This window comes from Pseudonocardia sp. CA-142604, from assembly GCF_050948475.1.
Lineage (GTDB): Bacteria > Actinomycetota > Actinomycetes > Mycobacteriales > Pseudonocardiaceae > Pseudonocardia > Pseudonocardia alaniniphila.
Genome location: NZ_CP192045.1, coordinates 6,261,951 through 6,285,524 on the forward strand (window position 1 = coordinate 6,261,951; position 23,574 = coordinate 6,285,524).

Consider the following 23,574-nt stretch of genomic DNA (forward strand, 5'->3'; position numbering starts at 1 on the left):
CACCATGGACCCGACCCAGACCGGAACGGCACGGACCGGAACCGTGACCCGCGCCGTGTCCGGCTCGGACCGGCCGCGGTTGGCGCGCCATGTCCGGATGGGCTTCTGCCCGACCCGGAAGAAGCCCATCCTGCTGCTCCCCGAGACGGTGGTGGTGCTGAACAGCAGCGGCGCCGACATCCTCGAGCTGTGCGACGGGCGGCACACCGTGGCCGAGATCGTGGCCGAGCTGGGCGCGCGGTACCAGACCGTCCCCGACGATGAGGTGCGGCGGTATCTGGCCCAGCTCGTCGCCCGGCGCTGCGTGGAGCTGTCCGATGGCTGACGCAGGTGAGATGACCAGTCCCTTCGGACTGCTGGCCGAGCTCACGTACCGCTGCCCGCTGGCCTGCGCGTACTGCTCCAACCCGCTGAACATGGCCGATTACTCCGACGAGCTGACCACGGACGAGTGGCGGCGGGTGCTGACGGAGGCCCGTGACCTGGGAGTTCTGCAGTGTCACCTGTCCGGCGGGGAGCCGCTGCTGCGGCGCGACCTGGTGGAGATCGTGGCGGTCGCTCACGACCTCGGTCTGTACTCCAACCTCGTGACCAGCGCCCTCGGCTTCTCTCGTTCGAAGGCCGAGCAGCTGCGGGCCGCCGGCCTCGACCACGTGCAGGTCAGCATCCAGGCCGACGAGCCTGCCGTGTCCGACCGGATCGCCGGCACGCCGTCCTTCCAGCGCAAGATCGAGGCCATGGGCGTGGTCAAGGAGCTGGGTTGGCCACTCACCATGAACGTGGTGCTGCACCGGCAGAACATCGATCGCGTCGCCGACGTGCTGGGGCTGGCCGAGGAGGTCGGCGCCGACCGGGTGGAGCTGGCCAACACCCAGTACTACGGCTGGGCCTGGCGCAACCGTGACGCGCTGCTGCCGAGCCGCACGCAGCTCGAGGCGGCCGAGGTGGTAGTGCGGGCCGCTCGCGAGCGGTTGCGGGACCGCATGGACGTCATCTACGTCATCCCCGACTACTACAGCCGGTATCCGAAGCCCTGCATGGGTGGCTGGGCCTCCCGGCAGCTGACCGTGACGCCGAACGGTGACGTCCTGCCCTGCCCGGCTGCACAGTCCCTGCCGTTGCCGCGGGCCAGCGTGCGCGAAGACACACTGGAGCGGATCTGGACCGAGTCCCCCGTGATGACCGCGTTCCGCGGCACGGACTGGATGCCGGATCCCTGCCGCAACTGCGACCGGCGGGAGCTGGACTTCGGCGGATGCCGCTGCCAGGCGTTCCAGCTCACCGGCGACGCCGCCCGTACCGACCCGGTCTGCCATCTGTCGCCCGACCACGACCTGGTGGCCCGGGCCGTCGAGGCCGCCAACGCCGACTCGCGGCCCGACGACCTTCCGCTGATCGCCCGCCCGCACGCGGTTCGCGGGAGCGGAGGAGATCGTGCTCGACGTGACGCGGCGCGGCAGGGTATTTAGGCTGGTAGTGCAGGTCCGTGACGAGCGAGCCTGAACGAATGACGAGGTAGGACGACCCGACGCAGCGCCCAGTCCGCTGTAGGCCCGGCCGCGGAGAGCGGTGACCGACACGGACCACGCGCATGCCGTCGGCGTCGGGATGGGCCAAGGGCGGTTCCCCACCATGACGGACGTATACCGGACATACGACAAGAGCCTGGGCCTCGGCATCCACGCCGCGGCCGGTGGTGACAGTCGCCCGACCGGGAGCGCGAGCAACCGTGACTGGTGGCCTAACCGGCTCGACCTGTCGATCCTCCGGAAGCACACCGCCGTCGCCGACCCCATGGGCGAGGCCTTCGACTACGCCGCGGAGTTCATGACCGTCGACCTCGACGCCCTGGCGAAGGACGTCGACGAGGTGCTGACGACCTCGCAGGAGTGGTGGCCCGCCGACTTCGGCCACTACGGCCCGCTCGTGATCCGGATGGTGTGGCACTGCGCCGGGACGTACCGCATCGGCGACGGCCGAGGTGGCCCGGCCACCGGCATGCAGCGCTTCGCCCCGCTGAACAGCTGGCCGGACAACCGCAACCTCGACAAGGCACGCCGGCTGCTCTGGCCGGTGAAGCAGAAGTACGGCCGCAAGATCTCCTGGGCCGACCTGATGGTCTTCGCCGGGAACCGTGCCCTGGAGTCGATGGGCTTCACGACCTTCGGCTACGCCGGTGGCCGGGAGGACGTCTGGGAGCCGGACGAGGACGTCTACTGGGGCCCGGAGCGCATCTGGCTCGGCGACCAGCGCCACACCGGCATCCGCGAGCTGGCACAGCCGCTGGCCGCCGACCAGATGGGCCTCATCTACGTCAATCCGGAGGGCCCGAACACGGTCCCGGACCCCTACACGTCGGCCCGGGACATCCGCGAGACGTTCCGGCGCATGGGGACGAACGACGAGGAGACCGTCGCGCTGATCGCGGGCGGGCACACGTTCGGCAAGACCCACGGCGCGGCCGACCCGGAAAGATACCTCGGGCCCGAACCCGAGGGCGCCTCCATCGAGGAGCAGGGCCTGGGCTGGAGGAACAGCTACGGCACCGGGAAGGGCGGCGACACCATCTCCAGCGGGCTCGAGGGTACGTGGACACCTACCCCGACGACCTGGGACAACAGCTACTTCGAGACCTTGTTCGGCTTCGAGTGGGACCTGGAGCTGAGCCCCGCCGGTCTGTGGCAGTGGATCCCCAGGGACGGTGGCGGGGCCGGCACCGTACCGGACCCCCACGACCCGTCGACGACACACGCCCCGACGATCCTGACGACGGACCTCGCGCTGCGGTTCGACCCCGTCTACGAGCCGATCGCGCGGCGCTTCCTGGAGAACCCGGACCAGTTGGCGGACGCGTTCGCCCGCGTCTGGTTCAAGCTGACGCACATCGACATGGGCCCCATCCAGCGCTATCTCGGTCCGCTGGTCCCGAAAGAGAGGCTGATCTGGCAGGACCCGATCCCCGCCGTAGACCATGAGCTGGTCGGGGAGGAGGACATCGCCGCCCTCGAGAGACAGGTCCTCGACTCCGGGCTGACCGTCTCCCAACTCGTCTCCACCGCGTGGGCGTCGGCCTCGACGTTCCGCATCAGCGACAAGCGCGGTGGGGCGAACGGGGCACGCATCCGCCTCGAACCCCAGCGGGATTGGCAGGTCAACGACCCAGACGAGCTGGCGCAGGTGCTGCGCACCCTGGAGGGGATCCAGGAGGATTTCAACAGCTCCCGGACCGGGGGCAAGAAGATCTCGCTGGCCGACCTGATCGTGCTCGGCGGGTGCGCCGCCGTCGAGCAGGCGGCCGAGAACGCAGGCCACGACGTCCGGGTCCCGTTCACCCCGGGACGCATGGACGCCTCCCAGGAGCAGACCGACGTGGAGTCCTTCGCCGCGCTCGAGCCGACGGCGGACGGGTTCCGCAACTATCTCGGGAAGGGCAACCGGCTGCCGTCGGAGCACCTGCTGGTCGACCGCGCGAACCTGCTGAACCTGAGCGCGCCCGAGATGACCGTCCTCGTAGGTGGCCTACGTGTGCTGGGCGCGAACTCCGGGCGGTCCCCGCTGGGCGTCTTCACCTCGTCGCCCGGGTCGCTGACCAACGACTTCTTCGTGAACCTGCTCGACATGGGCACGGAGTGGAAGCCGACATCCAAGACCTCGGAGACCTTCGAGGGCCGCGACCGCGCCACCGGCGAGATCCGGTGGACCGGCAGCCGCGTCGACCTCGTCTTCGGCTCGAACTCCGAACTGCGGGCCGTCGCGGAGGTCTACGCGAGTGACGACGCGCGGGAGAAGTTCGTGCAGGACTTCGTGGCCGCATGGGACAAGGTCATGAACCTCGACAGGTACGACCTGGCCTGAGCTTGGCCGCACACACCTCCTGGTCACCGTGCACACGTTCGGACATGTGTGCCGTGGCCAAGCGGTGTGTGCCGTCAGCCACGAAGCCAGCGGGCGACTCCGTCGATGTGGACGCTGAGCTGCGCCGCCGCCAGGGCCGCGTCGCCCTTGCCTAGCGCGTCGACGATGGCGTGGTGCTCGGTGAGCGTGCGTTCCACTGCGCCCTCCTCAGTGAGCCCGCGCCACACGCGCGCCAGCAGCGTGCCGCTCGACACCGTCTCCAGGAGGCCGACCAGGTAAGCGTTGCCGGTCAGCTCCGCGATGTAGCGGTGGAAGACGCGGTCGTGGTCCACGAGGTCGTCCACCGACGTCGTGCCGTGCACCTGGGCGAGCAACCCGAGCAGGTGCTCGACGTCCGACGGTTTCGCGCGGCGCGCTGCCAGCGTCATGGCCGCGGGCTCCAGGATGCGGCGCACCTCGAACAGCTCCAGCGCCGACGAGTCCTGATGGATGTCCACCAGGAACGACATCGCGTCGAGCAGCAGATCCGGGGTCAGGCTCGTGACGTAGGTGCCGTCGCCCTGGCGCACGTCGAGCACGCGGATGACCTCGAGTGCCTTGACCGCCTCGCGCAGCGAGCTGCGCGAGAGCCCGAGCGCGTCGCTCAGCTCCTTCTCCGGGGGCAGCCGGTCCCCCGGCTGCAGCTCCCCGGACCGGATCATCGCCTTGATTCTGAGGATCGCCTCGTCGGTGACCGCCACGCGCTCAGGAGGCGGCGAACCCGACCGCCACGGGTGTCTCGGCCGTGCGGACGGGAAGGTCCACCGTGAGGCCACCGCCGTCAGCCCTTGCCGATACCGGTGTGCCGTCGGCGAGGGCGGCGGACGCGAGATCAAGGCGACCGGGGCGGGCGGGCAGGGTGACGGCGGCGCCGCCCGGCGCGTCGACCACCGCCCAGACCTGGGCGTCCGTGCGGGTCCAGCGGATCCAGGGCGTGTCGGACGGATCCGCGATCTCGCCGTCGAGGGGACGTGAGCCGTGCACCACCCCCGAGTTCACGGCCATCCAGCCGGCGAGCGACTCCAGGGTCCGGCGCTGGCCGTCGGGGATGAGGCCGCTCGCCGTCGGGCCGACGTTGAGCAGGAGGTTGCCACCCCGGGAGACGACGTCGACGAGGTGGCGCACCAGCTGCGGGCCGCTCATCAGATGCCGGTCGTCCTCGACCTGGTTGTAGCCGAACGACAGACCGATCCCGCGGCAGTTCTGCCAGGCCGGTGAGCCCTCCGCATCGAGGTGGTGCTGGTACTCGCTCGTGCGGTAGTCGCGGTGCGTGTCGCCCCACCGGTCGTTGACGACGCCGTCCGGAACGGTCGCGTAGTAGTGCTGGAACAGCTCGAACAGGCCCAGAGGACCACTGTGCTTGCCGAAGTCGGGCCACTCGATGTCGTTCCAGAGCACGTCCGGCCGGAAACGGTCGATCAGGTCACGGACGTGCAGGTGGGCGTAGGCGGCGTAAGCGGCGTCATTGGGCCGCAGTGCCCGGACGTTCGCGTCGGTGTCGATGACCGGGAAGTCGCTGGTGCTCCAGTCCAGGCCGCCCGAGTAGTAGACGCCGAACCGCATTCCGGCGGCTCGCACGGCTGACTCCAGGTCGCCGATCAGGTTGCGGCGCGGACCTCTGTGGACGGTGTTGCGCGAGCCGGTGCCGGGCGCGTCCCACAGGGCGATGCCGTCGTGATGCTTCGTCGTGGGGACGACGTAGCGGGCGCCCGCCCGCGCGAAGAGGGCGCACCAGTCCTGCGGGTCGAACTGCTCGGCGCGCCAGGCGTCGAGGAAGTCGTCGTACGGGGCATCTCCGTAGGTCTGCCGGTGGTGGAGGCGGGCCGGGCTGTCGGCGAACCGGATGGTGTTCCAGTACCACTCGGCGTAGGCGTTGTGCGCGAACCAGGTCGCCTCGTCGACCGCTCCGAGCTCACCGGTCGGTTCTGCCCACGCAGGCACGGAGTACGCGCCCCAGTGGATGAAGATGCCGAGCTTGGCGTCGGAGAACCAGCCGGGCAGCGGGCGTGCCAGCCGGCTCCAGTCGACGGTCTCGATCCGGTTGCCGGTCTCGACGGGCGTGGCCATGGGACTCCTTCGCATGCGGGTGTCGGTCATCGGCCGCCGAGGCCGGACAGGGCGATGCCCCGGACGAGGTGGCGCTGCAGCAACACGACCATGACGACGGTCGGCAGCATCGAGATGGCCGAGGCGGCCATCAGCAGGTGCCACTGGTTGCCGTTCTGGCTGAGGAACAGGTTCAGCCCCAGCGGCACCGTGGCCATCTCGCGGCTGTTCACCACGATCAGCGGCCAGAGGAAGCTGTTCCAGTAGTTGATGAACGTGAACGCGGCCAGAACGGCCACGGCGGGCTTGGCGATCGGCACGACCACCTGCAGGAGGATCCGCAGCTTCCCGGCGCCGTCGATCGTCGCGGCTTCCTCGAGCTCGCTCGGGATCGAGAGGAAGAACTGGCGCAGCAGGAACGTGCCGAACGCGGTGAAGGCCCACGGGAGGATCAGTGCCGCGTAGCTGTCCACCCACCCGAACTGCTGCATGAGGATGAACATCGGGACGACGGTGACCTCCTGCGGCACCATCAGCGTGCCGAGGTAGACCAGGAAGAGACGGTCGCGGAACCGGAAGCGCAGCCGGGCGAACGCGTACGCCGACAGCACCGACGTCACGCAGACGACGACCGTGCCCGTGACCGCGACGAACAGCCCGTTGAGCATGAACCTGCCGAACGGCAGGTAGCTCCACGCCTCGGCGAAGTTGGACCACCGGATCTCCGACCCGATCAGCCCCGCGCCGCTGCCGAACACCTCGGCCGGCGGCTTGAGCGCGCTCGCGATCATCCAGACGAACGGCATCAGGAAGAGCACGAGAACAGCGGTCAGGAGCACCTGCGACACCACGGCCCGCGGGGTCATGCGCCTGCGTGGAGTACGGGCAGGTCGTCGGCCGGCGTCCACCTCGGCGAGCCCGGCCGGGCCCGGGGGGAGCGTCTCAGCCGTCATAGTGCACCCACCGCTTCTGGCCCAGGAACTGCAGCGCGGTCACGAGCATGATGATCATGAAGAGGAACCAGCCGATCGTCGACGCGGTGCCGAGGTCGAACTGCTCGAACCCCTGCCGATAGAGGTGCAGGACCATCGTCTCCGTGGTCACGCCGGGCCCGCCGCGTGTGAGGACGTAGGGCTGGACGAACACCTGGAACGAGGTGATCAGCGTCATGATCATCGCGAAGAACATCGACGGCGAGAGCATCGGCAGCGTGATGCTCCAGAACCGGCGCAGCGGCCCGGCCCCGTCGATCGCGGCCGCATCCTGGATGCTCTGCGGGATCGCGTCGAGTCCGGCCGAGAAGACCAGCATGTTGTAGCCGAAGCCCTGCCAGACCGACATCAGGATCACCGCTGCCATCGCCCAGCGGGTGTCGCCCAGGAAGTTCGGCGCCGGGACACCGAACACGGTCTGGACCGTCTGGTCGATCACGCCGCCCGGTTGGTACAGCAGCCGCCACACCAGGGCGTTGGCGATCATCGGCGTGACGGTGGGGATGAAGAAGAGCAGCCGGTAGAGCCCTCGCCCGCGGATGCGCGGCGAGATCCACAGCGCCAGCCCGAGCGACACGACGATGTTCAGCGGGACGTACACCACCACGAAGATCAGCGTGTTCAGCATGATCTGGTGGAAGATCGGGTCGCCGAGCAGGTCCGTGAAGTTCTCCAGGCCGACGAACCGGCGCCTCCCGAGCACCGGCCAGGCGAAGAAGCTGATCGCCAGTGACCCCACCAGCGGGATCAGGGTGAACAGCAGGAACCCCGTGGTGCTCGGGGCGAGGAATCCCAGTGCTGCCCGCCCGTCACCTCGTCGCACTCCGCGCCCGGCGTCCCGCCGGAGCTCGGCGGGCGGGGCAGGGACCGACATCGTCATGTGCAACCGCCTCCCCGCGGACACGCCGCCCCTGCCGGGCAGCGGCGTGTCCGCTCCGGTCGTGGTGTCATCCGGTCTGCTGCTGCACCGTGTTCAGGAAGTCCGGCACGCTCTGCTGGCCGTTCACCGCCTGCACGCCGTACTGGGTGAAGAGCTGCGAGACCTGGGTGTAGTTCTCCGTCGCCGGAGAGCTCACGCTGTTGTCGATCGCCGCCTTCAGGCCTTCCTTCGCGCCCGCCAGCTCCGGCTTGAACCACGCGTCCTGCGCAGCGATGCGGGACGGGTACGCGCGTCCCTGATCGGCGAGGTACCCGAGTGCCTCGGGCCCGGTGAGAACGGCAATGGCCTGCATCGCCTTCTCCGGGTCCGCGCACGTCTGGGAGATCCCGAAGCCCGAGCCTGCGACCTGGCTGTGCGAGCCGCTGTCGCCCGCGGGGATCGGCAGCACACCGACCTCGAAGGCCGCTTGCTTCTGGAGGTTCACCAGCTGCCACGGACCGTCGACGACCATGGCGGCGTCGCCTGCGATGAAGGTGCTGAGGGCGGGCGTCGGGTCGCTGGTGGCCGCGACCTGCGGCGCGACGTGCAGCTTGTTGACCAAGTCGGTGTACCACTGCACCGCTTCGACGAAGCCCTGCTGCGTGAGGTCCATCTTCCCGTCGGGTGTGACGGGGTCGGTGCCCTTCAGGGAGAGCGACCACGGGATGACGGTGTCGATCGTGGGGTAGAGCGCGAACCCGTACTTGCCGCCCGTGGTCAGCGACTGGGCCGCGGAGAGGAAGTCCTCCACCGTCCAGTCGACCGACGGCACCGGCACGCCGGCCTCCCGGAACCGGTCGACGTTGAAGAACATGACCAGGGGCCCGAAGTCGTAGGGGATGGCGAGCTGCTCGCCGTCCACCTGCAGGCCCCTCCAGATCGACTGGTCGAAGTCGGCCGGGTTGACGCCCGCGCCGGCGAGCATGTCGTCGAGCGGGACCAGCAGCGGCGCGATGCTGCGCGCCCGCAGTGACTGGACGCCCAGGATGCAGCCGGTGTCTCCACCGCTCGCCTGCGCGGCCAGCTTCGTCCAGTAGTCATTGAAGCTGCTCGTCTGGAACTCGAGCTGAATGTCGGGATGGGCCGCGGTCACCATTCCACCGAGGTGGTTCCAGGCTTCGACCTCGGCGGTGGACCCGCTCCACATGTTCCAGACGAGACTGCTGCGGCCGTCCGCGGTGGTGGTGCTGCCACCGCCACCGTTCGAGCCGCACGCGGCGACAGCCAGGGCGAGAGTCACGGCAGCTGCGGCCCCTACGGCCCGCTTCCACGTGGTGTGAACCGTCATGGTGCTCCTCGACGCTGATGGAGACATCCGATGTTCCGGGGACAATGACGGTCGCCAGCCCTACTCGTCAAGAGGGCGAGACATATTTGCCGCGCACGCCCTCCGTGCGCCTTCGCACGCAACCCCGCCGATCAGGAGATCGCTTCCACAGGCTCTCTATCAGGGACTATTTCCGGCACGCCAATCGCCCACGTGGTGCTCAGCTCGCCGAGAGGCGCCGATCCCCCGGATTTCCCGAGATCACGGCACCATGAAGTCGCACAACACGGAATGTTCGATACATCCGATGTTGCAGCGTGGATCGGTCCGGAGGGCTTCGGGACATCTCGCCTCCAGCGGAGGTCACACCAGCTTCTCGAAGAAGAACTCGTGCTTGAGGAAGGAGACGTCGTACTCGTGCCCCGGCTGTGGCGGCAGGAGCTGCGCGGCCTGGATCAACCGCCAGCCATCCCTCAGCGCATCCAGCCCGCTCTCGTAGGGCGGCGTGTCGCTGTCCCCCGTGGTCGGGTTCGTCCGACCGGTGCCGTCGTAGACCGACCAGCCGACGACAGCCGAGTCCAGCGCCGAGGACGACAGGTAGAGAACCAGCACCTGCTGACGCAGGGACTCCGAGGCTCGCTGCTGGTCGGTCCCCTGGGTGCTGGTCATGCCGTCTCCCCCACCGCGGTGGGCTGACGGGCGTGCGGATTGAGGCTGCGCTGCGCCACCACGCGGGTGGGCCGGTTCGTGACCCGGGTGACCCAGTAGTCCGGGTCGTAGCTGTCGTCCCCCACGAGGGCCTGCCACAGCTTCACCCGGTTGTAGATCTCCAGCCGCCCGGTGGCGTGCTCGTACCAGGGGAAGAGCCTGCCGAGCTCGGTGGCGACCGCCGGGTCGTACAGATCGTCGGTGTTCCACAGCCGCAACTGCCGGACCGTGGGGTTGAAGCGGATCTTGAACATGTACCGGTCGACGTCACTGTCGTTGCGCCGACCGCCGTGCCAGATGCCGTGGTGGAGGAACACGACCGTGCCTGCCAGGCAGGTGAGCCGGCTCTGGCCACGCAGGTTCTGGTAGCGGCCGGTGTCCGACTCGTTGGTGCGGCGAAGATGGCTGCCCGGCACGGACAGCGTGCCGCCCATGTCCAGCGTGACCTCCTGCGGGTAGTACATGAGCTGCACGTCGAAGGCATCGGGCCGCACGTCGATGATCGCGTCGCCGTGCAGGTTCTGCGCCGTGCCCTCTCGTGCTCTGCGGATGTGCACGGCGTGGTGGTCCACGGTGGGGTCCGGCCCGACGAGGCTGTAGATCGCCCCGGCGATCTCGGGCAACCCGACCAGCCGCCGGGCGAACGACCCTTCCTCGAACGCCTCGGCGAGCGACGCCCCGTACGGCGCTGCCGGGATTCCCTCCCGCAGCACCTCGACGGCCTGGGCGTTCATCTCCGCCGGCACGACGGCATCCATGCGCAACGAGCCGTGCGCGACGAACCGGGCCATCTGTACGGACGTGAGCAGGTGTTTGCGGTGGGGACGGGACATGTCTCTCCTTCGCCGCCGACGACTGGTCTGCGTTCGGCGAGCGTAGGAAGGGATCAACGCGCAGCGCGTGGGTCTGGTTCGCCACTGGTGGTAATTTTTCACCATGATCGCCCGGGTGGAGCGCGTCCCGCTCCGCCTGGGCGAACCGCCGGGGCCGGTGAACGTCGGCGTGGGCGTGCACGGGGTCCGCAGCCTGCACGACGTCTTCCGGCTGCCCGACCTGTGGCAACTGCACGTCTACGGCTACTCGGCGAAGCTGACCATCGGCGGGCGCAGCTACCCCGTCCACCCCGGTTCGGTCAGCCTGGTTCCGCCGGGAGTCGAGGTCCGCTTCGACTACACGGGCCGGTCGGAGCACCTCTTCGCCCATTTCCGCACCCCATCACGTGGCCAGGCCGTGTCGGTGCCCGTCGTCCAGGACGCCGGTCCGGCGGCCGCCGGGCTGTCGGAGCTCCTCCGTTCCGCGATCGAGGCGTCGCCCGGCGCGTCACCCCGAGTGGCAGCCGAGGTCTGGACGGCGCTCTGGCGCGTCGCCCAGCTTCCGGAGCCGGCCACGAGCAGCACGCGGCACGCGGCCAGCGCGAGGCACCCGGCCGTCGCCTCCGCCATCGCCCACATCGAGGCCAACCTCGCGCAGCCGCTGGCCGTCCCCGAGATCGCCCGTGCGGCCGGCGTGTCGCACAACCACCTGACCCGGCTCTTCCGGGCCGAGACCGGCGTCCCGGTGGTCGGCTACATCCGGCAGCGGCGGATGGCCAGGGCGCGCCACCTGCTGACCGCCACCACGATGTCCATCCCCGCCATCGCCGCCTCCATCGGCATCACCGACCTGCAGGCGTTCAACAAGGCGTGCCGCCGCGAGCTCGGCCGCTCCCCCCGGGCGATCCGCGCGGGTACCTGACACCGGGACCCCGCTCCGGGCGAAAGGCTCGTCCTGCGGTCCGGGAACCGTCATCCGGGGGCGGACGAACACCACGGTGGCGACCGTCGTCACCACGAGCACCGTCGCGGCGACGAGGGCGCCCGTGTGCAGCCCCGTGAGGACCGCCCCACCGGCGAGGCTGCCGAACAGGGCCACGCCGAGCGCCCCGCCGAACTGCCGACCTGCGTTGAGCAGTCCTGCGGCGAGCCCGGCCCGGTCCGCGTCGACGGACTCGAGCAGCGCCGCGGTCAACGCGGGCACGGCGAGTCCGGCGCCGAGGCCGAAGGGCAGCAGGACGGCTGCCTGCACGACGAGCGGGGTGTCGTGCTGGAGTGCGAGCAGCCCACATGCTCCGCCGGCGAGCACCACCTGACCGACGGCCATCGGAAGCCGCGGCCCGTACCGGGTGGTGAGACGTCCCGCGAGCAGGTTCACCATGGTGATCAGTGCCGTCATCGGCAGGAACATCAGCCCGGTCTCCAGCGCGGACAAGCCGCGGACCTGCTCGAAGTAGAGGGCCAGCAGGAAGACCGCGCCGTAGAAGGCGAAGTTGAGGGCGAGCCCCGTGGCAGTCGGTACCGCCACTGTGGGACGACGGACCAACCGCGGCGGGACCATCGGGTGCGTGGATCGCTGCTCGACGACCACGAAGACGGCGGAGATCACGCAGAACGCCGCCAGCGCGGCCGCACTGCCCCCGATCACGGCATACGTGATGGCTGCGAGCGCCAGCGCTGCGGACAGCTGGCCGGGAAGGTCGAACGGCGTCGGGCGAGGAATCGAACGAGGCCCCCGGATCAGCGCGATCAGTGCCACCAGCCCGATCGGGAGGTTGACGTAGAACACCGACCGCCACCCGAGCGTGCTGGTCAGCAGCCCGCCGACGAGTGGACCTGCGGCCATCGCCGCACCGCCGACGGCCGTCCACGCAGCCACGGCCCGAGCTCTGGCGGCGGCCGTCGGATATGCCTGCCGTACGAGTGCCAGTGACGCCGGCAGCACGACAGCACCGGCGGCGCCCTGCAGGAACCGGGCCGCCACCAGCACTCCCAGGCCGGGTGCAACGCTGCACGCCGCAGAAGCCACGGTGAACGCCGCCAGCCCGATTGCGAAGGCCTTGCCTGCTCCGATCCGGTCGGACAGCGACCCGGCCGACAGCAGCAGCGCGGCCAGCATCAGCGTGTAGCCGCTGACCACCCACTGCAGCGCGGTGATGTCGCCGTTCAGCTCGGTCCCGATCACGGGCATGGCAACTGTCACGACCTGCGTGTCGAGCGTCAGTACGAAGAATCCCAGTGCGGCGGCGACCAGGGTCAGACCGGCCGAGCCGCGGTGCGCGGCACCGCCGTCGGTGGCGTCGGGTAGATCATCGGACACGACACCAGCCTGCGAGCCGGTCGCGGCGGCGGCCAGCGATCAGGGTGACCAGGACATGGTCACCCTGATCCGGAATCCGGGAGTGGCCCGCTCCGTTCGCCCGGACGACGAGAGGTGAGGACATGGCGACACTGAACGCCCAGCTGCGGGAGCTGGGCACGTTCCTGCGCGGTCGTCGCGGCCGCCTCGAGCCGGTCGAGGCCGGTATCGACCGTTCTGGTCCCCGACGCACGCCGGGCTTGCGCCGCGAGGAGGTCGCCGACGCCGCCGGCGTGAGCCTCGGCTATTACGTGCGCCTCGAACAGGGCCGCGGCGGCCCACCATCAGCCGGCGTGCTCGACGCGCTCGCGCGGGCTCTGTGCCTCGACGACGACGAGCAGGCCCATCTGCACGCCCTGGCCGATCCCAGCCATAACCGGCGCCCGACCGCCGTGTCCGCCGAGCACCTCCAGCAGGCCCGAGACGTGCTCGACCTCGTCGCACCACCGTCGGCGGCGTATGTCATCGACCGCGTCGGGGACGTCCTCGCGTGGAACGCTGCCGCGGCTGCGCTGTTCGTCGGCCACTTCCTCGAAGACGCCGGCACCACCGGGCACGGGCCCGACGACATTCGTCCGAACAACGTCCGCTACCTCTTCGTGAACCCCGCGGCGAGACGGCTGTTCCCGTACTGGGAAGAGATCGTCGACGACGCGGTCGCACATCTGCGGGCGACAGTCGGATACCGGCCCGACGACCCGGGGTTGCGGTCGCTCGTCGCCGACCTCAGCGAGGAATCAGCGGACTTCACGCAACGCTGGGAGCGCAGGAACGTGCGCCCGTGTCACAGCGGGCGGAAGGTGTTCGAGCACCCGAGGATCGGTCGACTCGATCTCGACTACCGCGTGCTCGACATTCCGGCGACCTGCCACCACCGGCTGGTGGTCTACAGCGCCGCCAAGGGCAGCGCCGACTTCTGTGCCCTCGGCCGGGTGTCGGAGTCCTGGTCGGCCTAGGCCACGTGGACGTGGTCGGGATCGGTGATCGCCTCGTCCAACCGCACCCGGACCCCGGGGTGGATCGGGAAGCGGTCGAGCTGATCGGGGCGTATCCAGCCCACCTGCGCCGTTTCCTGGCATTCCGGCCGGATGGCACCGGCCGTCGGGCGGGCGTGGAAGCACACCGCGAACTGCTGGCGCACCTCCCCCGTCGGGTAGGCGATCACGTACTCCGGGTCGGTGTAGATCCCGGAGGCCCCGGTGACGGCGATCAGCACCCCGGTCTCCTCCTCGACCTCGCGCTGCACCGCATCCAGTGCCGACTCACCTGGGGCCACCGAACCGCCGGGTATCTCCCAGTTGCCGGTGTCAGCGCGGCGGCACAGCAGGACCCGGCCGCGGTCGTCCCGCACGACGGCGAACGCCACCGGCACCAGGACGGTGGGCCGGGGCGCTGCGGGATCGTGGAAGTACTCCAGCCGAGTCCCCACCCGGTGAGGACTCACCGCGTCGCTCACGGGTCGGGCCGGGCGCCGACACCCGTCGTTCGAAGGCCGGGTGTCGGCCCCGTCGCCGGTGGAGATCCGTCCGTCGCGCTCCCGCTGCGGCGGACCGTTGTTCTGCGCAGACTTCTCTCCGGCTCCGCCCATCGTCTCCTCCTCGGCTCGCGGCTCACGGTTACCCGTTCGCTGCTGCAGACCCACCCGTCAGGCGGCAGGAAGCCCGTTTGGAGGAGAGAAAAGCCCTCGGAGGGCGTCAGTTGGCCGTCTGTACGAGCAGCACCTCCGGCCAGCGTCCGGAGTCGTCGACCAACACGAGGTCGCCGCGCTGCCCGGGCGCGATCGTCCCGCGGTCGAGCAGACCGGCAGTGCGAGCGGGACCCGCCGTGACGAGCCCGACGGCGTCGGTCAGCGGAAGGACGCCGTCGGCTGCGAGCCGAATCGCCGCGGCGAGCAGAGCGGGCGGTGCATAGTCGCTGGCCAGGGCGTCGACCAGATCGGCGGCGGCAACGTCGCGCGCGCCGATGTTGCCGGAGTGCGAGCCGCCGCGCAGGACGTTCGGTGCCCCCATCACCACGGGCATCCCGGCCTCGCGGGCGGCCCGCGCCGCCTCCAGAGTGGTCGGGAACTCGGCCACGCGGGCGCCGCGCGTGCGGACGTCCGCGATCTCCTCGGCCGACACCACGTCGTGGGCCAGCAGCCGGATGCGACCGGACGCGGCCAGATCCCCGAGCCGCTCCACGTTGCGGTCGCGGTTCACCAGCAGCGCATCGCGGCCGGTGATGCGGTCGCGGACGAGCTTTTCGATCTCCTCGCGCGTCTTCCCCGGCTGCTCCGCCGCGCGGGCGGCGACGAAGCGGTCGATGTCGCGGAACTGGCCCTGGCCCGGCGTGTGGTCCTCCACCGAGACCATCGGGGCAGGAACCCCCGGTGCCTGCGCGGGAAGGCACTCGAGCAGCACGTCGAGAGCGAGCGGGCTGCGGACGTCCATGCGGTGCAGCACGTGGTGCGCGACACCGGCGCGGCCGGACTCCATCCGGATCCGCAGCACCGCGCACACCGACCGGGCCTGCTCGAGCGTCCGGCCCGTGTGGCGCCCGCCCCCGGTGTCGTAGAAGCCCACGCCGTGGAAGACGGTGGTCACGCCCGCCGCCCGCACACGCGCCTCGAACGCCCCGAGGGCGAAGTCGATCGGGAACGACGTGCCGGGGCGGGGGTTGACCTCCACCTCGAGCGCGTCCGAGTGCACGTCGACGATGCCGGGGATCAGCAGCGATCCCATGCCGTCGATGGCGCCGACGGGGGCCGCCCCACCCTCCTTGACCTCGGTGATCACCCCGTTCTCGCAGACGACCACCGCACCGTCGAGCACGCGGTCGGGCAGCACCGCGCGAACGTCACGGACCGCGAAGGTGCCGACCGTGGTGCTCATCCGGTCCATCGCCAGGCTCATCGTGCGGCTCCGTCGATCCCGGCGGACGCGAGGCGGCCGGTCATGGCGCCACCTCCGCGAGCACCTCGGCCGGGTCCCCTGCGTCGACGACGCGACCGTCGGCCATCAGCACCACCTGGTTGGCGAGCCGTCGGATCGCCTCGTGGTCGTGCAGGATCGTCAGCACCGCGGTGCCTCCCGCGACGAGCGTGGAGATCATCGACAGCACGGCTTCCCGGTTGGCCGGGTCCAGCGCCGAGACGGGCTCGTCGAGCAGCAGCAACCGCGGCGGGGCGAGCAGCGCCGACGCGAGGTTGACCCGCTGCTGCTCGCCACCCGACAGCAACGTCGGGTAGGTCTGCCACAGCTCGCGGTCGAGGCGGAGCGCAGCCAGCACGTCGGCGGCCGCCTCCCGGGCCCGGCCCGGCTCCATGCCACGGCGCACGCCTGCGCGCGCCACCACGTCGAGCACACCGCGCCGGGGCTCGGCACGCAGGAACTGCGAGACGTAGCCGATCTCGCGTTCCCGCAGGTCGGCGACATCGGCGTCGGGCAGTGCGGCGAGGTCGACGGGCTCCCCCGTCGAGGGGGCGAACATGACCGAGCCCGCGGTCGGCCGGTACGTCCGATACACGGCCTTGATCACCGAGGACTTGCCGGCACCCGACCGGCCCGCCAGCGCAACGAGCTCCCCGGGCGCGACGGTGAGGTCGACGCCGGAGAAGGCGTGCACGACGCGGCCGCCGATGCCGTGGAGGATGAAGGACTTGGCGAGGCCGCGGACGTCGAGAACAGGGGTCACCTGGGTTCCCTTCATCGGGCCGCGGCGACGAGCCGCTGGCTGTATGGGTGCTGGGGGTCCTCGAGCAGCTGGTCGGTGAGGCCCTGCTCGACCACGCGGCCGTGCTGCATCACGAGCACGCGCCGGGTGAGCATCTCGATCACGCGGAAGTCGTGGCTGACGACCACCACGGCGAGGTCCAGCTCCTCCTGCAGGTCGCGGATGAGGTCGAGCACCCCGGCCGCCACCGACGCGTCGAGCCCGGTGGTGGGCTCGTCGAGCAGGAGCACGCCGGGCCGGTTGGCGAGCACCTTCGCGATCTGCACGCGCTGGCGCATGCCGCCGGAGAACGTGCGCACGACGTGGTCGACGCGCTCGGTCGGCACCTCGGTGCGAGCGAGCAGCTCGAGAAGCCGCTCGCGCATCCGGCCGAAGTGCCGCCAGCCGGCGGCCGCGAGCCGGTCGACGACGTTGCCACCCGCGGTGATGTCGAGGCTCAGGCCTTCGGCCGGATCCTGGTAGACCATGCCGACGTCCTCGACGCCGACGCGCCTGCGGTCGGCCGCGGGCAGCGTGAAGAGGTCGGCGGTGCCGCCCTCGACGCTGCGGACGTAGGCGTGGCCCGCCGTGGGGACCTGGTCCCCCGCGAGGCAGCGCAGTGCCGTCGACTTGCCGGAACCCGACTCGCCGACGATGCCGAGGGACTCCCCCGCGGCGACCTCGAAGCTCACGTCCCAGCAGGCCACGATCGACCCGCACACCGCACACAGCTCGCGGGCCAGCTCCGGCCCGGTTGCGGCGACGCACTCCGGGCAACCAGGGCCGAAGATCTTCCCCAGCCCTTCCACCCGCAGCGCCGCCTTCTGGGCCGCCTCCTGGGCCCGGCTCATGACTGACCCTCCGTACGGCGGTCGCACCAGTCGGTGTCGCTGCAGACCCAGCGCGACGGCGCGTCCTGTTGGGGAATCTCGCTCAGGTAGCTCTCGGTGCTGCCGCAGCGCGCGCACACCGCGCCGGGGATGCGCTCGACCTCGAACGGGATGTCCTCGAAGGTCAGTGGCACCACATCGGTGAACGGCGGCACCGCGTAGATCCGCTTCTCGCGTCCGGCGCCGAACAGCGCCAGGCCCTCGTGGTGGTGCAGCCGTGGCACGTCCCAGCGCGGGATCGGGCTGGTCTGCATCACGTACCGGCCGTTCACGAGCACCGGGTAACCGGTCGACTTCGTGATCGCCCCGTGGCGCACGTAGTCCTCGTAGAGCGCCACCCACATCCGTGAGTAGTCGGCCTCGGCGTGCATCCGCCGCAGCTCCGACTGCCTGCGCTCGATCCCGCGGAGCGCCTCCGGCACGGGCACCTGCAGCACGAGGACCTGCCCGTCGGGCATGCCCTCCTCGGGGATCCGGTGGCGGGACTGGACGATCGTGGCCTCGCGGCGGTCCAGCGTGGTGGTCACGCCCGTTGTCCGCTGGATCAGCCTGCGCAGGTTCGCGGCGTTGACGCCCGCGTCGTCGCCCTGGTCGATCACCTTCACCACGTCGTCGGGCCCGACGATGCCGAGGGTGATCTGCAGCCCGCCCGAGCCCCATCCGCGGGCCACCGGCATGTCCCGGCTGGCGAACGGCACCTGGTAGCCGGGCACGGCGACGGCGGACAGGATCGCCCGCCGGATGGCGCGCTTGGACAGCTCGTCGAGGAAGGCGAAGCTGTAGCGGTCGGCCTCGTCCAGCAGGTCGGTGGTGGAGCGGGCGGCAGGCACCTCGGTACTCATCTCCTGGATGGTCACCGGCGCATCGCCTCCTTGCGTTCGAGCTGCGAGCCGAACGTCACGTAGTGGGGGAGCTTGAGGTGCTCGAGGAACCCGCTGGCGTCGGTGCCGTCGCAGGTGGCGATGACGTTCTGCTCCAGGCCCGTGCGGGCCCGGTCGCGGTGCATCGCGATGTCGAGCACGGCCATCGCGATCGCCTTGCGCTCGTTGTGGCCGAGCACCAGGCCGTAGCCGATGTCGAAGACGGCGGTGTTCTCGTCGGGGCGGTTGAGGTTGGACATCGCCTCGACCTCGGTGACCTGCACCGACCCGACGCGGACGGCTCCACCGGTGCGCGGGTGCCGGACGGTCACGGGCAGCTTTCCGACGCGGACCTCGCCGAGCGTGATGTCCTCGGCGCCGCGCCGGTCACCCATCACGCCCTGGTACCAGAGGTTCACCAGCGCGCCGGTCTCCCCGCGGGCCATCACGGCGAGCCGGGCCGACCGCGGGGCCGGCACGGTCACCGGGTCGCGGGTGATGTCTACCGGCTCGGGGTCGCCGTCCACGCGGCGGTCGGCGAGCAGCCCGCGTGCGGCGAGGAGCTCAGCCAGCCGCGGCTGAGTCAATGCGTGCTCCGCCGAGGCTCCGCCCGGTCGACCGTCGGCCGGAATCTCCTGCGGGGTCGCCGGGGGCTCGCCCAGTGCGGCACGCGCGGCGGCCTCGTCCCGGAAGTCGACCAGGCGCTCGGTGTAGTCGAGCGTGCGGCCGAGCAGCTGGCGCCCGGGAGGCTCGCGGAACGCCGGGACGATCCGGCGCACCGCCTCCATCTCCGAGGTCGGGGTCGGCACGGTGTAGCCGAGCCGGGGCAGGGTGCTGCGGTAGGAGCGCACCAGCAGCGAGGCCTCGATGAGGTCGCCCTCGGCCTGCCTGATCGCCCGCGCCGCGAGCTCGGCTGATGCGAGACCGCCCTCGCCCTGCACACGGTCGACGGCGAGCCGGAGCCTGCCGATCAGCTGCTCCTCGCTCACCCAGGGGCTCGCGTCGTCCACCCGCATCCGGGCGACCAGGTCCTCGGCGGCCAGGATCGCGTCCAGTCCACCCTTGACGGCGGCGTACCCCACGTCAGTCCCTCCCTGCTGTGGTTGGAGCAGCGGCCCATGTGCCCGCACCGGAGGTGATCCGGACGGCGGTGCTGCGGGGAAGGCCCGCGACCCGGCCCTCGGTGTCGACGACGTAGGTGTCCACGCCGAGCGGGAACCTGCGGTTGACCGCGACGAGCGCCTCGAGCGTCTCCAGCGGCACTCCGGACACGGCGAGCGCCGCGTGGCCGTCGACGCCGGGTCCGCTGAGGTCGAGATGCGCAGCGGAGCCCGTGCCGTCGGCAGCGCCTGTGTCGATGCGGTCGCAGGCCAGCACCAGGCGGCAGGCGAGGTCCGGCCGGTCAGGGGTACCACGACGCAGGCCGCGGATCTCGTCGGGGCGCGGCGGGCGCAGGGCCAGCACGAGGTCGGCACGCTCGGGTGCGGCCGGCCGGGCCCCCGTGGCCTCGCGCAGCGCGGCGGCCCAGTCGGGCCCGGCGGGCTCCAGCACGGCGAGGTCCACTTCGAGGTCGGCCAGCGCCAGCGGGACGAGCACGGCCGCGGGCACGTCGACGTCCACGACGCCCTCGGGGAGGCGGTGCACGGTGCCGGGCCGGGAGAGCGCGTCGAGCAGCACACGGAACGTGGCCTGCGAGTCGGTGTGGTCGAGGGCCCGCAGCCGGCCGGTGGGAGTCTGGGCGCTCATCGCTCGCCCTCGCTGCCCTCGGCCGGCGCTTCGGAAGACGTCACCGTGCGCAGGCGCTGTGACACTGATTCGCTCGCAAGCTCGCTCATCGCTCGCCCTCGCTGCCCTCGGCCGGCGCTTCGCGCAGGCGCTGTGTCGATGACTCGCTCGCAAGCTCGCTCATCGGTCCAGCTCCTCGAACGTGACCGCCGTCGCCGCCACCCTGGCCTGTTCGGCGGCCTGCTCGGCGGCGTGCGCAGCGGCGGTGGTGGCACACAGCCGCACGACGTCGTCCGCCAGGGCGTGCCCGGCCTCGACGGCACCGTCACAGACGGCGGCGGCGAGTGCAGCGAGCCGGTCGTCGCCGGTGCGCATCGACCAGCCGGGGGCCCCGTCGACGGTGACGCGGGCCTCGGTGACCAGCACTTCGGTGAGGTGGAACCGTTCGCCGGCGACCGGCTCGCGGACCTCCAGAACAACCATGCCGACCTGCGGCTGGGCCTCCACTCGGACATCCGCCGCAGCGGTGATGCGGTCGGCGAGCGCGACCAGCTCCGCGGGTGCGGCGTCGGCGAGGAGTGAGGCGCGCTCCTCGGTGGACGGCGGTTCCGCGATCAGGGTTGGGGGTGGCGTCACAGCAGTCGTTTCCTCAGATAGGCGGATATGAAGTCGAAGAAGGCGACGCAGACCCCGATCGTGATGAGGATCATCGCCATGTTCTGGTACTGGAACAGCCGGATCGCGGCCGTCAACTCGAACCCGATTCCGCCGGCACCGACGACGCCGAGAATCGTCGCGGCGCGGAAGTTGATCTCCAGCAGGTAGATCACGAAGCTGGCCATGATCGGCACGGCTTGCGGGACCACCGCGTACCAGGCGGTCTGCGCGCGGGTGGCGCCCAGGCCGGAGAGCGCGTCCACCGGCCGGGGGTCGACGCTCTCGAGCGTCTCGGAGTAGATCTTGCCCAGGAAGCCGAGGTTGCCCAGGATCAGCGCCATCACGCCGGCGAACGGACCGAGCCCGACAGCCGCCACGAAGAGGAGGGCGAAGATCAGCTCGGGAATCGTGCGGAGCGCATTCAGAATCGGCCGGATGACTGCTCGCACCGCGGGGTGTGGGGTCACGTTCCGGGCCGCCAGAAATCCAAGCGGCAGCGACACGACCGCGGCACACGCCGTGCCGACGATCGCCATCCGGACGGTCTCCAGCGCAGGCTCGATCAGGCTGGGGAAGATCGTGATGTCGGGCGGCAGCATCCGGCCGATCAGGTCGAAGAGGTTCGGCAACCCCTCGGCCAGCTCGACCGGTGAGAACCCGGTGCCGGTGAAGGCCCAGACCAGCACGGCCACGCCGCAGACGATGGCGACGGTGCGCAGCGCGGTGAAGCGGCGGGGCGCGAGCGGCAGCGCGCGGGAGGCCACCGCAGCCGAGACGGTGGGGGGCGCACTCATACCGCGCCCCCGAAGGCGGGCCTGGCCCTCTTGGCGTCCATCCAGTCCGGCAGCGCGACGACGAGTTCCTCCTCGTCGGTCGTGCCGGCGTAGATCCGCTGCAAGGTCGCGGGGTCGTCGAGGAGCGACGCCGGGCCGTCGACGACGACACGTCCGGCGTTGATCCCGATGACCCGGTCGGCGAACCGCGAGGCCATGGCCACGGTGTGCAGGTTCACGAGCGTCGTGATGCCCTGCTCCTTGTTCACCTCGCGCAGGTAGCTCAGGATCCGCTCGGCCAGCTTGGGGTCGACGCTGGCCACGGGCTCGTCGGCGAGCAGCAGGCGCGGTTCCTGGCACATCGCCCTGGCAAGCGCGACCCGCTGCTGCTGACCACCGGAGAGGGTGTCGGCGCGCTGGTGAGCGCGGTCGAGCAGGTCCACCCGCTCGAGGCAGCGATAGGCGGTCTCGACGGCGTCGGCGGGGAACCGTCCGGTCAGCCAGGCCGACGCGGACAACTGCGGGAGCCTGCCCAGCAGGACGTTCGTGATCACCCGCAGCCGCCCGACCAGGTTGAACTGCTGGTAGACCATTCCGATCTCGTTCTGCGCGGCACGGCGGGCGGAGCCGCGCAGCGCGGTCAGTTCCTGGTCGCCGATGAAGATGCTGCCGGATTCGGGGCGCACCATCCCGGTCAGAGAGCGCAGGAGGGTCGTCTTGCCGGCACCGGACGGGCCGAGCACCGCGACGAACTCACCCCCGGGCAGCTCGAAGCCGACATCGTCGAGGGCCTTGGTGGTGCCGTAGGTCTTGCGGAGGGCCCGCACACTGACGGGCGTTCCTCCCTGGTTCATGGCGACGACGCTAGGTACGGGAGACGTCGTGGCGGGATCGTTCACGGAAACACGAGACGACGGGGTGCGAGACATCTATATATCTCTCAGCCCAGTTCTTTGAGGTCGACGTGCAGCTTGTCCGCGAGGTCACGGATCACCTGGTACTTGTCGTCCGTGATCGGCGCGTAGGGGTACTTGGGCGGCGTCTTCTCACCCTCGGTCTGCATCATCACCTCGGGGGCGTCCTTCTGCAGGCCGACGTAGAGGTCGATGATCTGCTGCCGCAGGGCCGGGTCGAGGTCGCCGCGCGCCGCAACCGGGCTCGGCGGGATCTCGTCCGACGTGGCGATCACCTTGATCTGCGACGGGTCGGCGAGGCCCTGTTGGTAGTAGCGGGCGATGCAGCTGTCGCAGACGCCCGCGGCGTCGACCTGGTTGTGCGCAACGGCCACCAGCGACGCGTCATGGCCACCGGAGAAGCTGGTCGTCGAGAAGTAGTGGTCGGGGTCCGTGATGCCCGCGTTGGCGAGGATCAGCTTCGGGAACAGGAAGCCCGAGGTCGAGGCCGGGTCGGCGAAGGCCATCGAGTGGCCCTTGAGGTCCTGCAGCGTGTTCAGCCCGGACTTGACGTTCGTGATGATCAGGCTGTGGTAGCCGAGCTCGCCCGTGTCCTGGTTCGGCACGGCCACCAGCGGCACGGCGTTGGCCTCGCTGGCCGCGATGACGTAGGAGAAGGGGCCGTAGAGGGCGATGTCGACGCGGCCGGCGCGCATGGCCTCGATCACCGAGCTGTAGTCGGTGGTCTGGACGAACTCGGTCTTCATCCCGAGCTTCTTGCCGAGGTAGTCGACGAGTGCCGTGTAGCGGGCCGTGGTGGCTTCTTCGTCGGCACCCGAGATGGTGGCGATGTGCAGGGTGGTCGGGCGGTAGAACTGGCCCGGGACCACGTCCTTCGCGTTCGGAGCGCGATCGGGAAGAGCGCCGGGTGCAGCCGGGGAGCTACCCGTGCCACCGCACGCGGCGAGCACGGCGACCACGGCGGCTGCGGCCACAGCGAGTAGGAGTCGGGAGCGGTTGCGCGATCGTGGGCGCATGGTGTCCTCCGGGCGATCGCCGGGCACGCGGGTGCGCGCCGAGGCCGACGAT

Annotated in this window: 23 protein-coding genes and 1 pseudogene; 5 read left to right on the top strand and 19 right to left on the bottom strand. The window is 70.6% G+C overall.

What is annotated here, in order from left to right:
• The first annotated feature begins 4 nt into the window (after positions 1-4).
• From pqqD to katG, 3 genes are all read left to right on the top strand, one after another.
• The gene (gene pqqD, locus ACQPZQ_RS28430; protein ID WP_433285716.1) at positions 5-325 is read left to right on the top strand and encodes a pyrroloquinoline quinone biosynthesis peptide chaperone PqqD; all 321 of its coding nucleotides are present in this window, start codon (positions 5-7) and stop codon (positions 323-325) included.
• A 10-nt stretch (positions 326-335) separates the two neighbouring features.
• Positions 336-1,469, top strand: a complete 1,134-nt coding sequence (gene pqqE, locus ACQPZQ_RS28435; RefSeq protein ID WP_433299396.1) for a pyrroloquinoline quinone biosynthesis protein PqqE — start codon at positions 336-338, stop codon at positions 1,467-1,469.
• Positions 1,470-1,632: 163 nt separating this feature from the next.
• Positions 1,633-3,855 (top strand): catalase/peroxidase HPI, encoded by a 2,223-nt coding sequence (gene katG, locus ACQPZQ_RS28440; protein ID WP_433299398.1) that lies wholly within the window; start codon positions 1,633-1,635, stop codon positions 3,853-3,855.
• Between the two features lie 74 nt (positions 3,856-3,929).
• Here the strand turns inward: katG and ACQPZQ_RS28445 are convergent, their stop codons facing one another.
• From ACQPZQ_RS28445 to ACQPZQ_RS28475, 7 genes are all read right to left on the bottom strand, one after another.
• Positions 3,930-4,595 carry a FadR/GntR family transcriptional regulator gene (locus ACQPZQ_RS28445; protein ID WP_433285717.1) on the bottom strand — a complete coding sequence of 222 codons (666 nt, stop codon included), beginning with the start codon at positions 4,593-4,595 and terminating at the stop codon, positions 3,930-3,932.
• Between the two features lie 4 nt (positions 4,596-4,599).
• A complete protein-coding gene (locus tag ACQPZQ_RS28450; RefSeq protein ID WP_433285719.1) occupies positions 4,600-5,961 on the bottom strand; it encodes an alpha-L-fucosidase in 1,362 nt (453 codons plus the stop codon).
• A gap of 26 nt (positions 5,962-5,987) precedes the next feature.
• Complete coding sequence (locus ACQPZQ_RS28455; RefSeq protein WP_433285721.1) at positions 5,988-6,893, bottom strand: carbohydrate ABC transporter permease; 906 nt, start codon at positions 6,891-6,893, stop codon at positions 5,988-5,990.
• A complete protein-coding gene (locus tag ACQPZQ_RS28460; RefSeq protein WP_433285723.1) occupies positions 6,883-7,812 on the bottom strand; it encodes a carbohydrate ABC transporter permease in 930 nt (309 codons plus the stop codon). The genes ACQPZQ_RS28455 and ACQPZQ_RS28460 overlap by 11 nt, the downstream gene beginning before the upstream one ends.
• A gap of 67 nt (positions 7,813-7,879) precedes the next feature.
• Positions 7,880-9,139: an ABC transporter substrate-binding protein gene (locus tag ACQPZQ_RS28465; RefSeq protein WP_433285725.1), complete on the bottom strand. Its 1,260-nt coding sequence runs from the start codon at positions 9,137-9,139 to the stop codon at positions 7,880-7,882.
• A gap of 342 nt (positions 9,140-9,481) precedes the next feature.
• Positions 9,482-9,787 carry a hypothetical protein gene (locus ACQPZQ_RS28470; protein ID WP_433285727.1) on the bottom strand — a complete coding sequence of 102 codons (306 nt, stop codon included), beginning with the start codon at positions 9,785-9,787 and terminating at the stop codon, positions 9,482-9,484.
• Positions 9,784-10,659: a phytanoyl-CoA dioxygenase family protein gene (locus ACQPZQ_RS28475; RefSeq protein ID WP_433285729.1), complete on the bottom strand. Its 876-nt coding sequence runs from the start codon at positions 10,657-10,659 to the stop codon at positions 9,784-9,786. Before ACQPZQ_RS28475 ends, ACQPZQ_RS28470 begins: the two co-directional genes overlap by 4 nt.
• A 103-nt stretch (positions 10,660-10,762) precedes the next feature.
• Between ACQPZQ_RS28475 and ACQPZQ_RS28480 the strand changes: the two genes are divergently transcribed.
• On the top strand, positions 10,763-11,560 hold the full coding sequence (locus tag ACQPZQ_RS28480) for a helix-turn-helix domain-containing protein (RefSeq protein WP_433285731.1): 798 nt from the start codon (positions 10,763-10,765) through the stop codon (positions 11,558-11,560).
• Positions 11,561-11,749: 189 nt separating this feature from the next.
• Here the strand turns inward: ACQPZQ_RS28480 and ACQPZQ_RS28485 are convergent.
• Positions 11,750-12,958, bottom strand: a pseudogene (locus tag ACQPZQ_RS28485) (MFS transporter); the annotation flags it as partial.
• 122 nt (positions 12,959-13,080) lie between these two features.
• Between ACQPZQ_RS28485 and ACQPZQ_RS28490 the strand changes: the two are divergent.
• Positions 13,081-13,953 (top strand): helix-turn-helix transcriptional regulator, encoded by an 873-nt coding sequence (locus ACQPZQ_RS28490; RefSeq protein WP_433285733.1) that lies wholly within the window; start codon positions 13,081-13,083, stop codon positions 13,951-13,953.
• Here the strand turns inward: ACQPZQ_RS28490 and ACQPZQ_RS28495 are convergent.
• The 11 genes from ACQPZQ_RS28495 to ACQPZQ_RS28545 form a co-directional block, all read right to left on the bottom strand.
• Entirely contained in the window at positions 13,950-14,585 is a 636-nt protein-coding gene (locus ACQPZQ_RS28495; protein WP_433285735.1) for an NUDIX domain-containing protein, read from the bottom strand. The two genes, ACQPZQ_RS28490 and ACQPZQ_RS28495, sit on opposite strands and share 4 nt — an antisense overlap.
• Positions 14,586-14,691: 106 nt before the next feature.
• Positions 14,692-15,888: an alpha-D-ribose 1-methylphosphonate 5-triphosphate diphosphatase gene (locus tag ACQPZQ_RS28500; RefSeq protein ID WP_433285737.1), complete on the bottom strand. Its 1,197-nt coding sequence runs from the start codon at positions 15,886-15,888 to the stop codon at positions 14,692-14,694.
• Positions 15,889-15,928: 40 nt separating this feature from the next.
• Positions 15,929-16,669: an ATP-binding cassette domain-containing protein gene (locus tag ACQPZQ_RS28505; RefSeq protein WP_433285739.1), complete on the bottom strand. Its 741-nt coding sequence runs from the start codon at positions 16,667-16,669 to the stop codon at positions 15,929-15,931.
• 11 nt (positions 16,670-16,680) lie between these two features.
• On the bottom strand, positions 16,681-17,538 hold the full coding sequence (locus ACQPZQ_RS28510; RefSeq protein ID WP_433285741.1) for an ATP-binding cassette domain-containing protein: 858 nt from the start codon (positions 17,536-17,538) through the stop codon (positions 16,681-16,683).
• Positions 17,535-18,434 carry an alpha-D-ribose 1-methylphosphonate 5-phosphate C-P-lyase PhnJ gene (locus ACQPZQ_RS28515; RefSeq protein WP_433285743.1) on the bottom strand — a complete coding sequence of 300 codons (900 nt, stop codon included), beginning with the start codon at positions 18,432-18,434 and terminating at the stop codon, positions 17,535-17,537. Before ACQPZQ_RS28515 ends, ACQPZQ_RS28510 begins: the two co-directional genes overlap by 4 nt.
• The gene (locus tag ACQPZQ_RS28520) at positions 18,431-19,519 is read right to left on the bottom strand and encodes a carbon-phosphorus lyase complex subunit PhnI (protein WP_433285745.1); all 1,089 of its coding nucleotides are present in this window, start codon (positions 19,517-19,519) and stop codon (positions 18,431-18,433) included. The genes ACQPZQ_RS28515 and ACQPZQ_RS28520 overlap by 4 nt, the downstream gene beginning before the upstream one ends.
• Position 19,520: 1 nt before the next feature.
• Positions 19,521-20,183, bottom strand: coding sequence for a phosphonate C-P lyase system protein PhnH (gene phnH, locus ACQPZQ_RS28525; RefSeq protein WP_433285747.1), 663 nt, complete (start codon positions 20,181-20,183; stop codon positions 19,521-19,523).
• A gap of 159 nt (positions 20,184-20,342) precedes the next feature.
• Positions 20,343-20,798, bottom strand: a complete 456-nt coding sequence (locus tag ACQPZQ_RS28530) for a phosphonate C-P lyase system protein PhnG (RefSeq protein ID WP_433285749.1) — start codon at positions 20,796-20,798, stop codon at positions 20,343-20,345.
• Positions 20,795-21,613: a phosphonate ABC transporter, permease protein PhnE gene (gene phnE, locus ACQPZQ_RS28535; RefSeq protein WP_433285751.1), complete on the bottom strand. Its 819-nt coding sequence runs from the start codon at positions 21,611-21,613 to the stop codon at positions 20,795-20,797. The genes ACQPZQ_RS28530 and phnE overlap by 4 nt, the downstream gene beginning before the upstream one ends.
• Positions 21,610-22,446 carry a phosphonate ABC transporter ATP-binding protein gene (gene phnC / locus ACQPZQ_RS28540; RefSeq protein WP_433285753.1) on the bottom strand — a complete coding sequence of 279 codons (837 nt, stop codon included), beginning with the start codon at positions 22,444-22,446 and terminating at the stop codon, positions 21,610-21,612. Before phnC ends, phnE begins: the two co-directional genes overlap by 4 nt.
• An 86-nt stretch (positions 22,447-22,532) precedes the next feature.
• Positions 22,533-23,522 (bottom strand): phosphate/phosphite/phosphonate ABC transporter substrate-binding protein, encoded by a 990-nt coding sequence (locus ACQPZQ_RS28545; RefSeq protein WP_433285755.1) that lies wholly within the window; start codon positions 23,520-23,522, stop codon positions 22,533-22,535.
• Between the last annotated feature and the right edge of the window lie 52 nt (positions 23,523-23,574).

What these genes read in the sequence shown, in the direction of transcription:
- pqqD (WP_433285716.1), top strand. Translation starts at nt 5, where the DNA reads ATGGACCCGACCCAGACCGGAACGGCACGGACCGGAACCGTGACCCGC.
- pqqE (WP_433299396.1), top strand. Translation starts at nt 336, where the DNA reads ATGACCAGTCCCTTCGGACTGCTGGCCGAGCTCACGTACCGCTGCCCG.
- katG (WP_433299398.1), top strand. Translation starts at nt 1,633, where the DNA reads ATGACGGACGTATACCGGACATACGACAAGAGCCTGGGCCTCGGCATC.
- ACQPZQ_RS28450 (WP_433285719.1), bottom strand. Translation starts at nt 5,961, where the DNA reads ATGGCCACGCCCGTCGAGACCGGCAACCGGATCGAGACCGTCGACTGG.
- ACQPZQ_RS28455 (WP_433285721.1), bottom strand. Translation starts at nt 6,893, where the DNA reads ATGACGGCTGAGACGCTCCCCCCGGGCCCGGCCGGGCTCGCCGAGGTG.
- ACQPZQ_RS28460 (WP_433285723.1), bottom strand. Translation starts at nt 7,812, where the DNA reads ATGACGATGTCGGTCCCTGCCCCGCCCGCCGAGCTCCGGCGGGACGCC.
- ACQPZQ_RS28465 (WP_433285725.1), bottom strand. Translation starts at nt 9,139, where the DNA reads ATGACGGTTCACACCACGTGGAAGCGGGCCGTAGGGGCCGCAGCTGCC.
- ACQPZQ_RS28470 (WP_433285727.1), bottom strand. Translation starts at nt 9,787, where the DNA reads ATGACCAGCACCCAGGGGACCGACCAGCAGCGAGCCTCGGAGTCCCTG.
- ACQPZQ_RS28475 (WP_433285729.1), bottom strand. Translation starts at nt 10,659, where the DNA reads ATGTCCCGTCCCCACCGCAAACACCTGCTCACGTCCGTACAGATGGCC.
- ACQPZQ_RS28480 (WP_433285731.1), top strand. Translation starts at nt 10,763, where the DNA reads ATGATCGCCCGGGTGGAGCGCGTCCCGCTCCGCCTGGGCGAACCGCCG.
- ACQPZQ_RS28490 (WP_433285733.1), top strand. Translation starts at nt 13,081, where the DNA reads ATGGCGACACTGAACGCCCAGCTGCGGGAGCTGGGCACGTTCCTGCGC.
- ACQPZQ_RS28495 (WP_433285735.1), bottom strand. Translation starts at nt 14,585, where the DNA reads ATGGGCGGAGCCGGAGAGAAGTCTGCGCAGAACAACGGTCCGCCGCAG.
- ACQPZQ_RS28500 (WP_433285737.1), bottom strand. Translation starts at nt 15,888, where the DNA reads ATGAGCCTGGCGATGGACCGGATGAGCACCACGGTCGGCACCTTCGCG.
- ACQPZQ_RS28510 (WP_433285741.1), bottom strand. Translation starts at nt 17,538, where the DNA reads ATGAGCCGGGCCCAGGAGGCGGCCCAGAAGGCGGCGCTGCGGGTGGAA.
- phnH (WP_433285747.1), bottom strand. Translation starts at nt 20,183, where the DNA reads ATGAGCGCCCAGACTCCCACCGGCCGGCTGCGGGCCCTCGACCACACC.
- phnE (WP_433285751.1), bottom strand. Translation starts at nt 21,613, where the DNA reads ATGAGTGCGCCCCCCACCGTCTCGGCTGCGGTGGCCTCCCGCGCGCTG.
- phnC (WP_433285753.1), bottom strand. Translation starts at nt 22,446, where the DNA reads ATGAACCAGGGAGGAACGCCCGTCAGTGTGCGGGCCCTCCGCAAGACC.
- ACQPZQ_RS28545 (WP_433285755.1), bottom strand. Translation starts at nt 23,522, where the DNA reads ATGCGCCCACGATCGCGCAACCGCTCCCGACTCCTACTCGCTGTGGCC.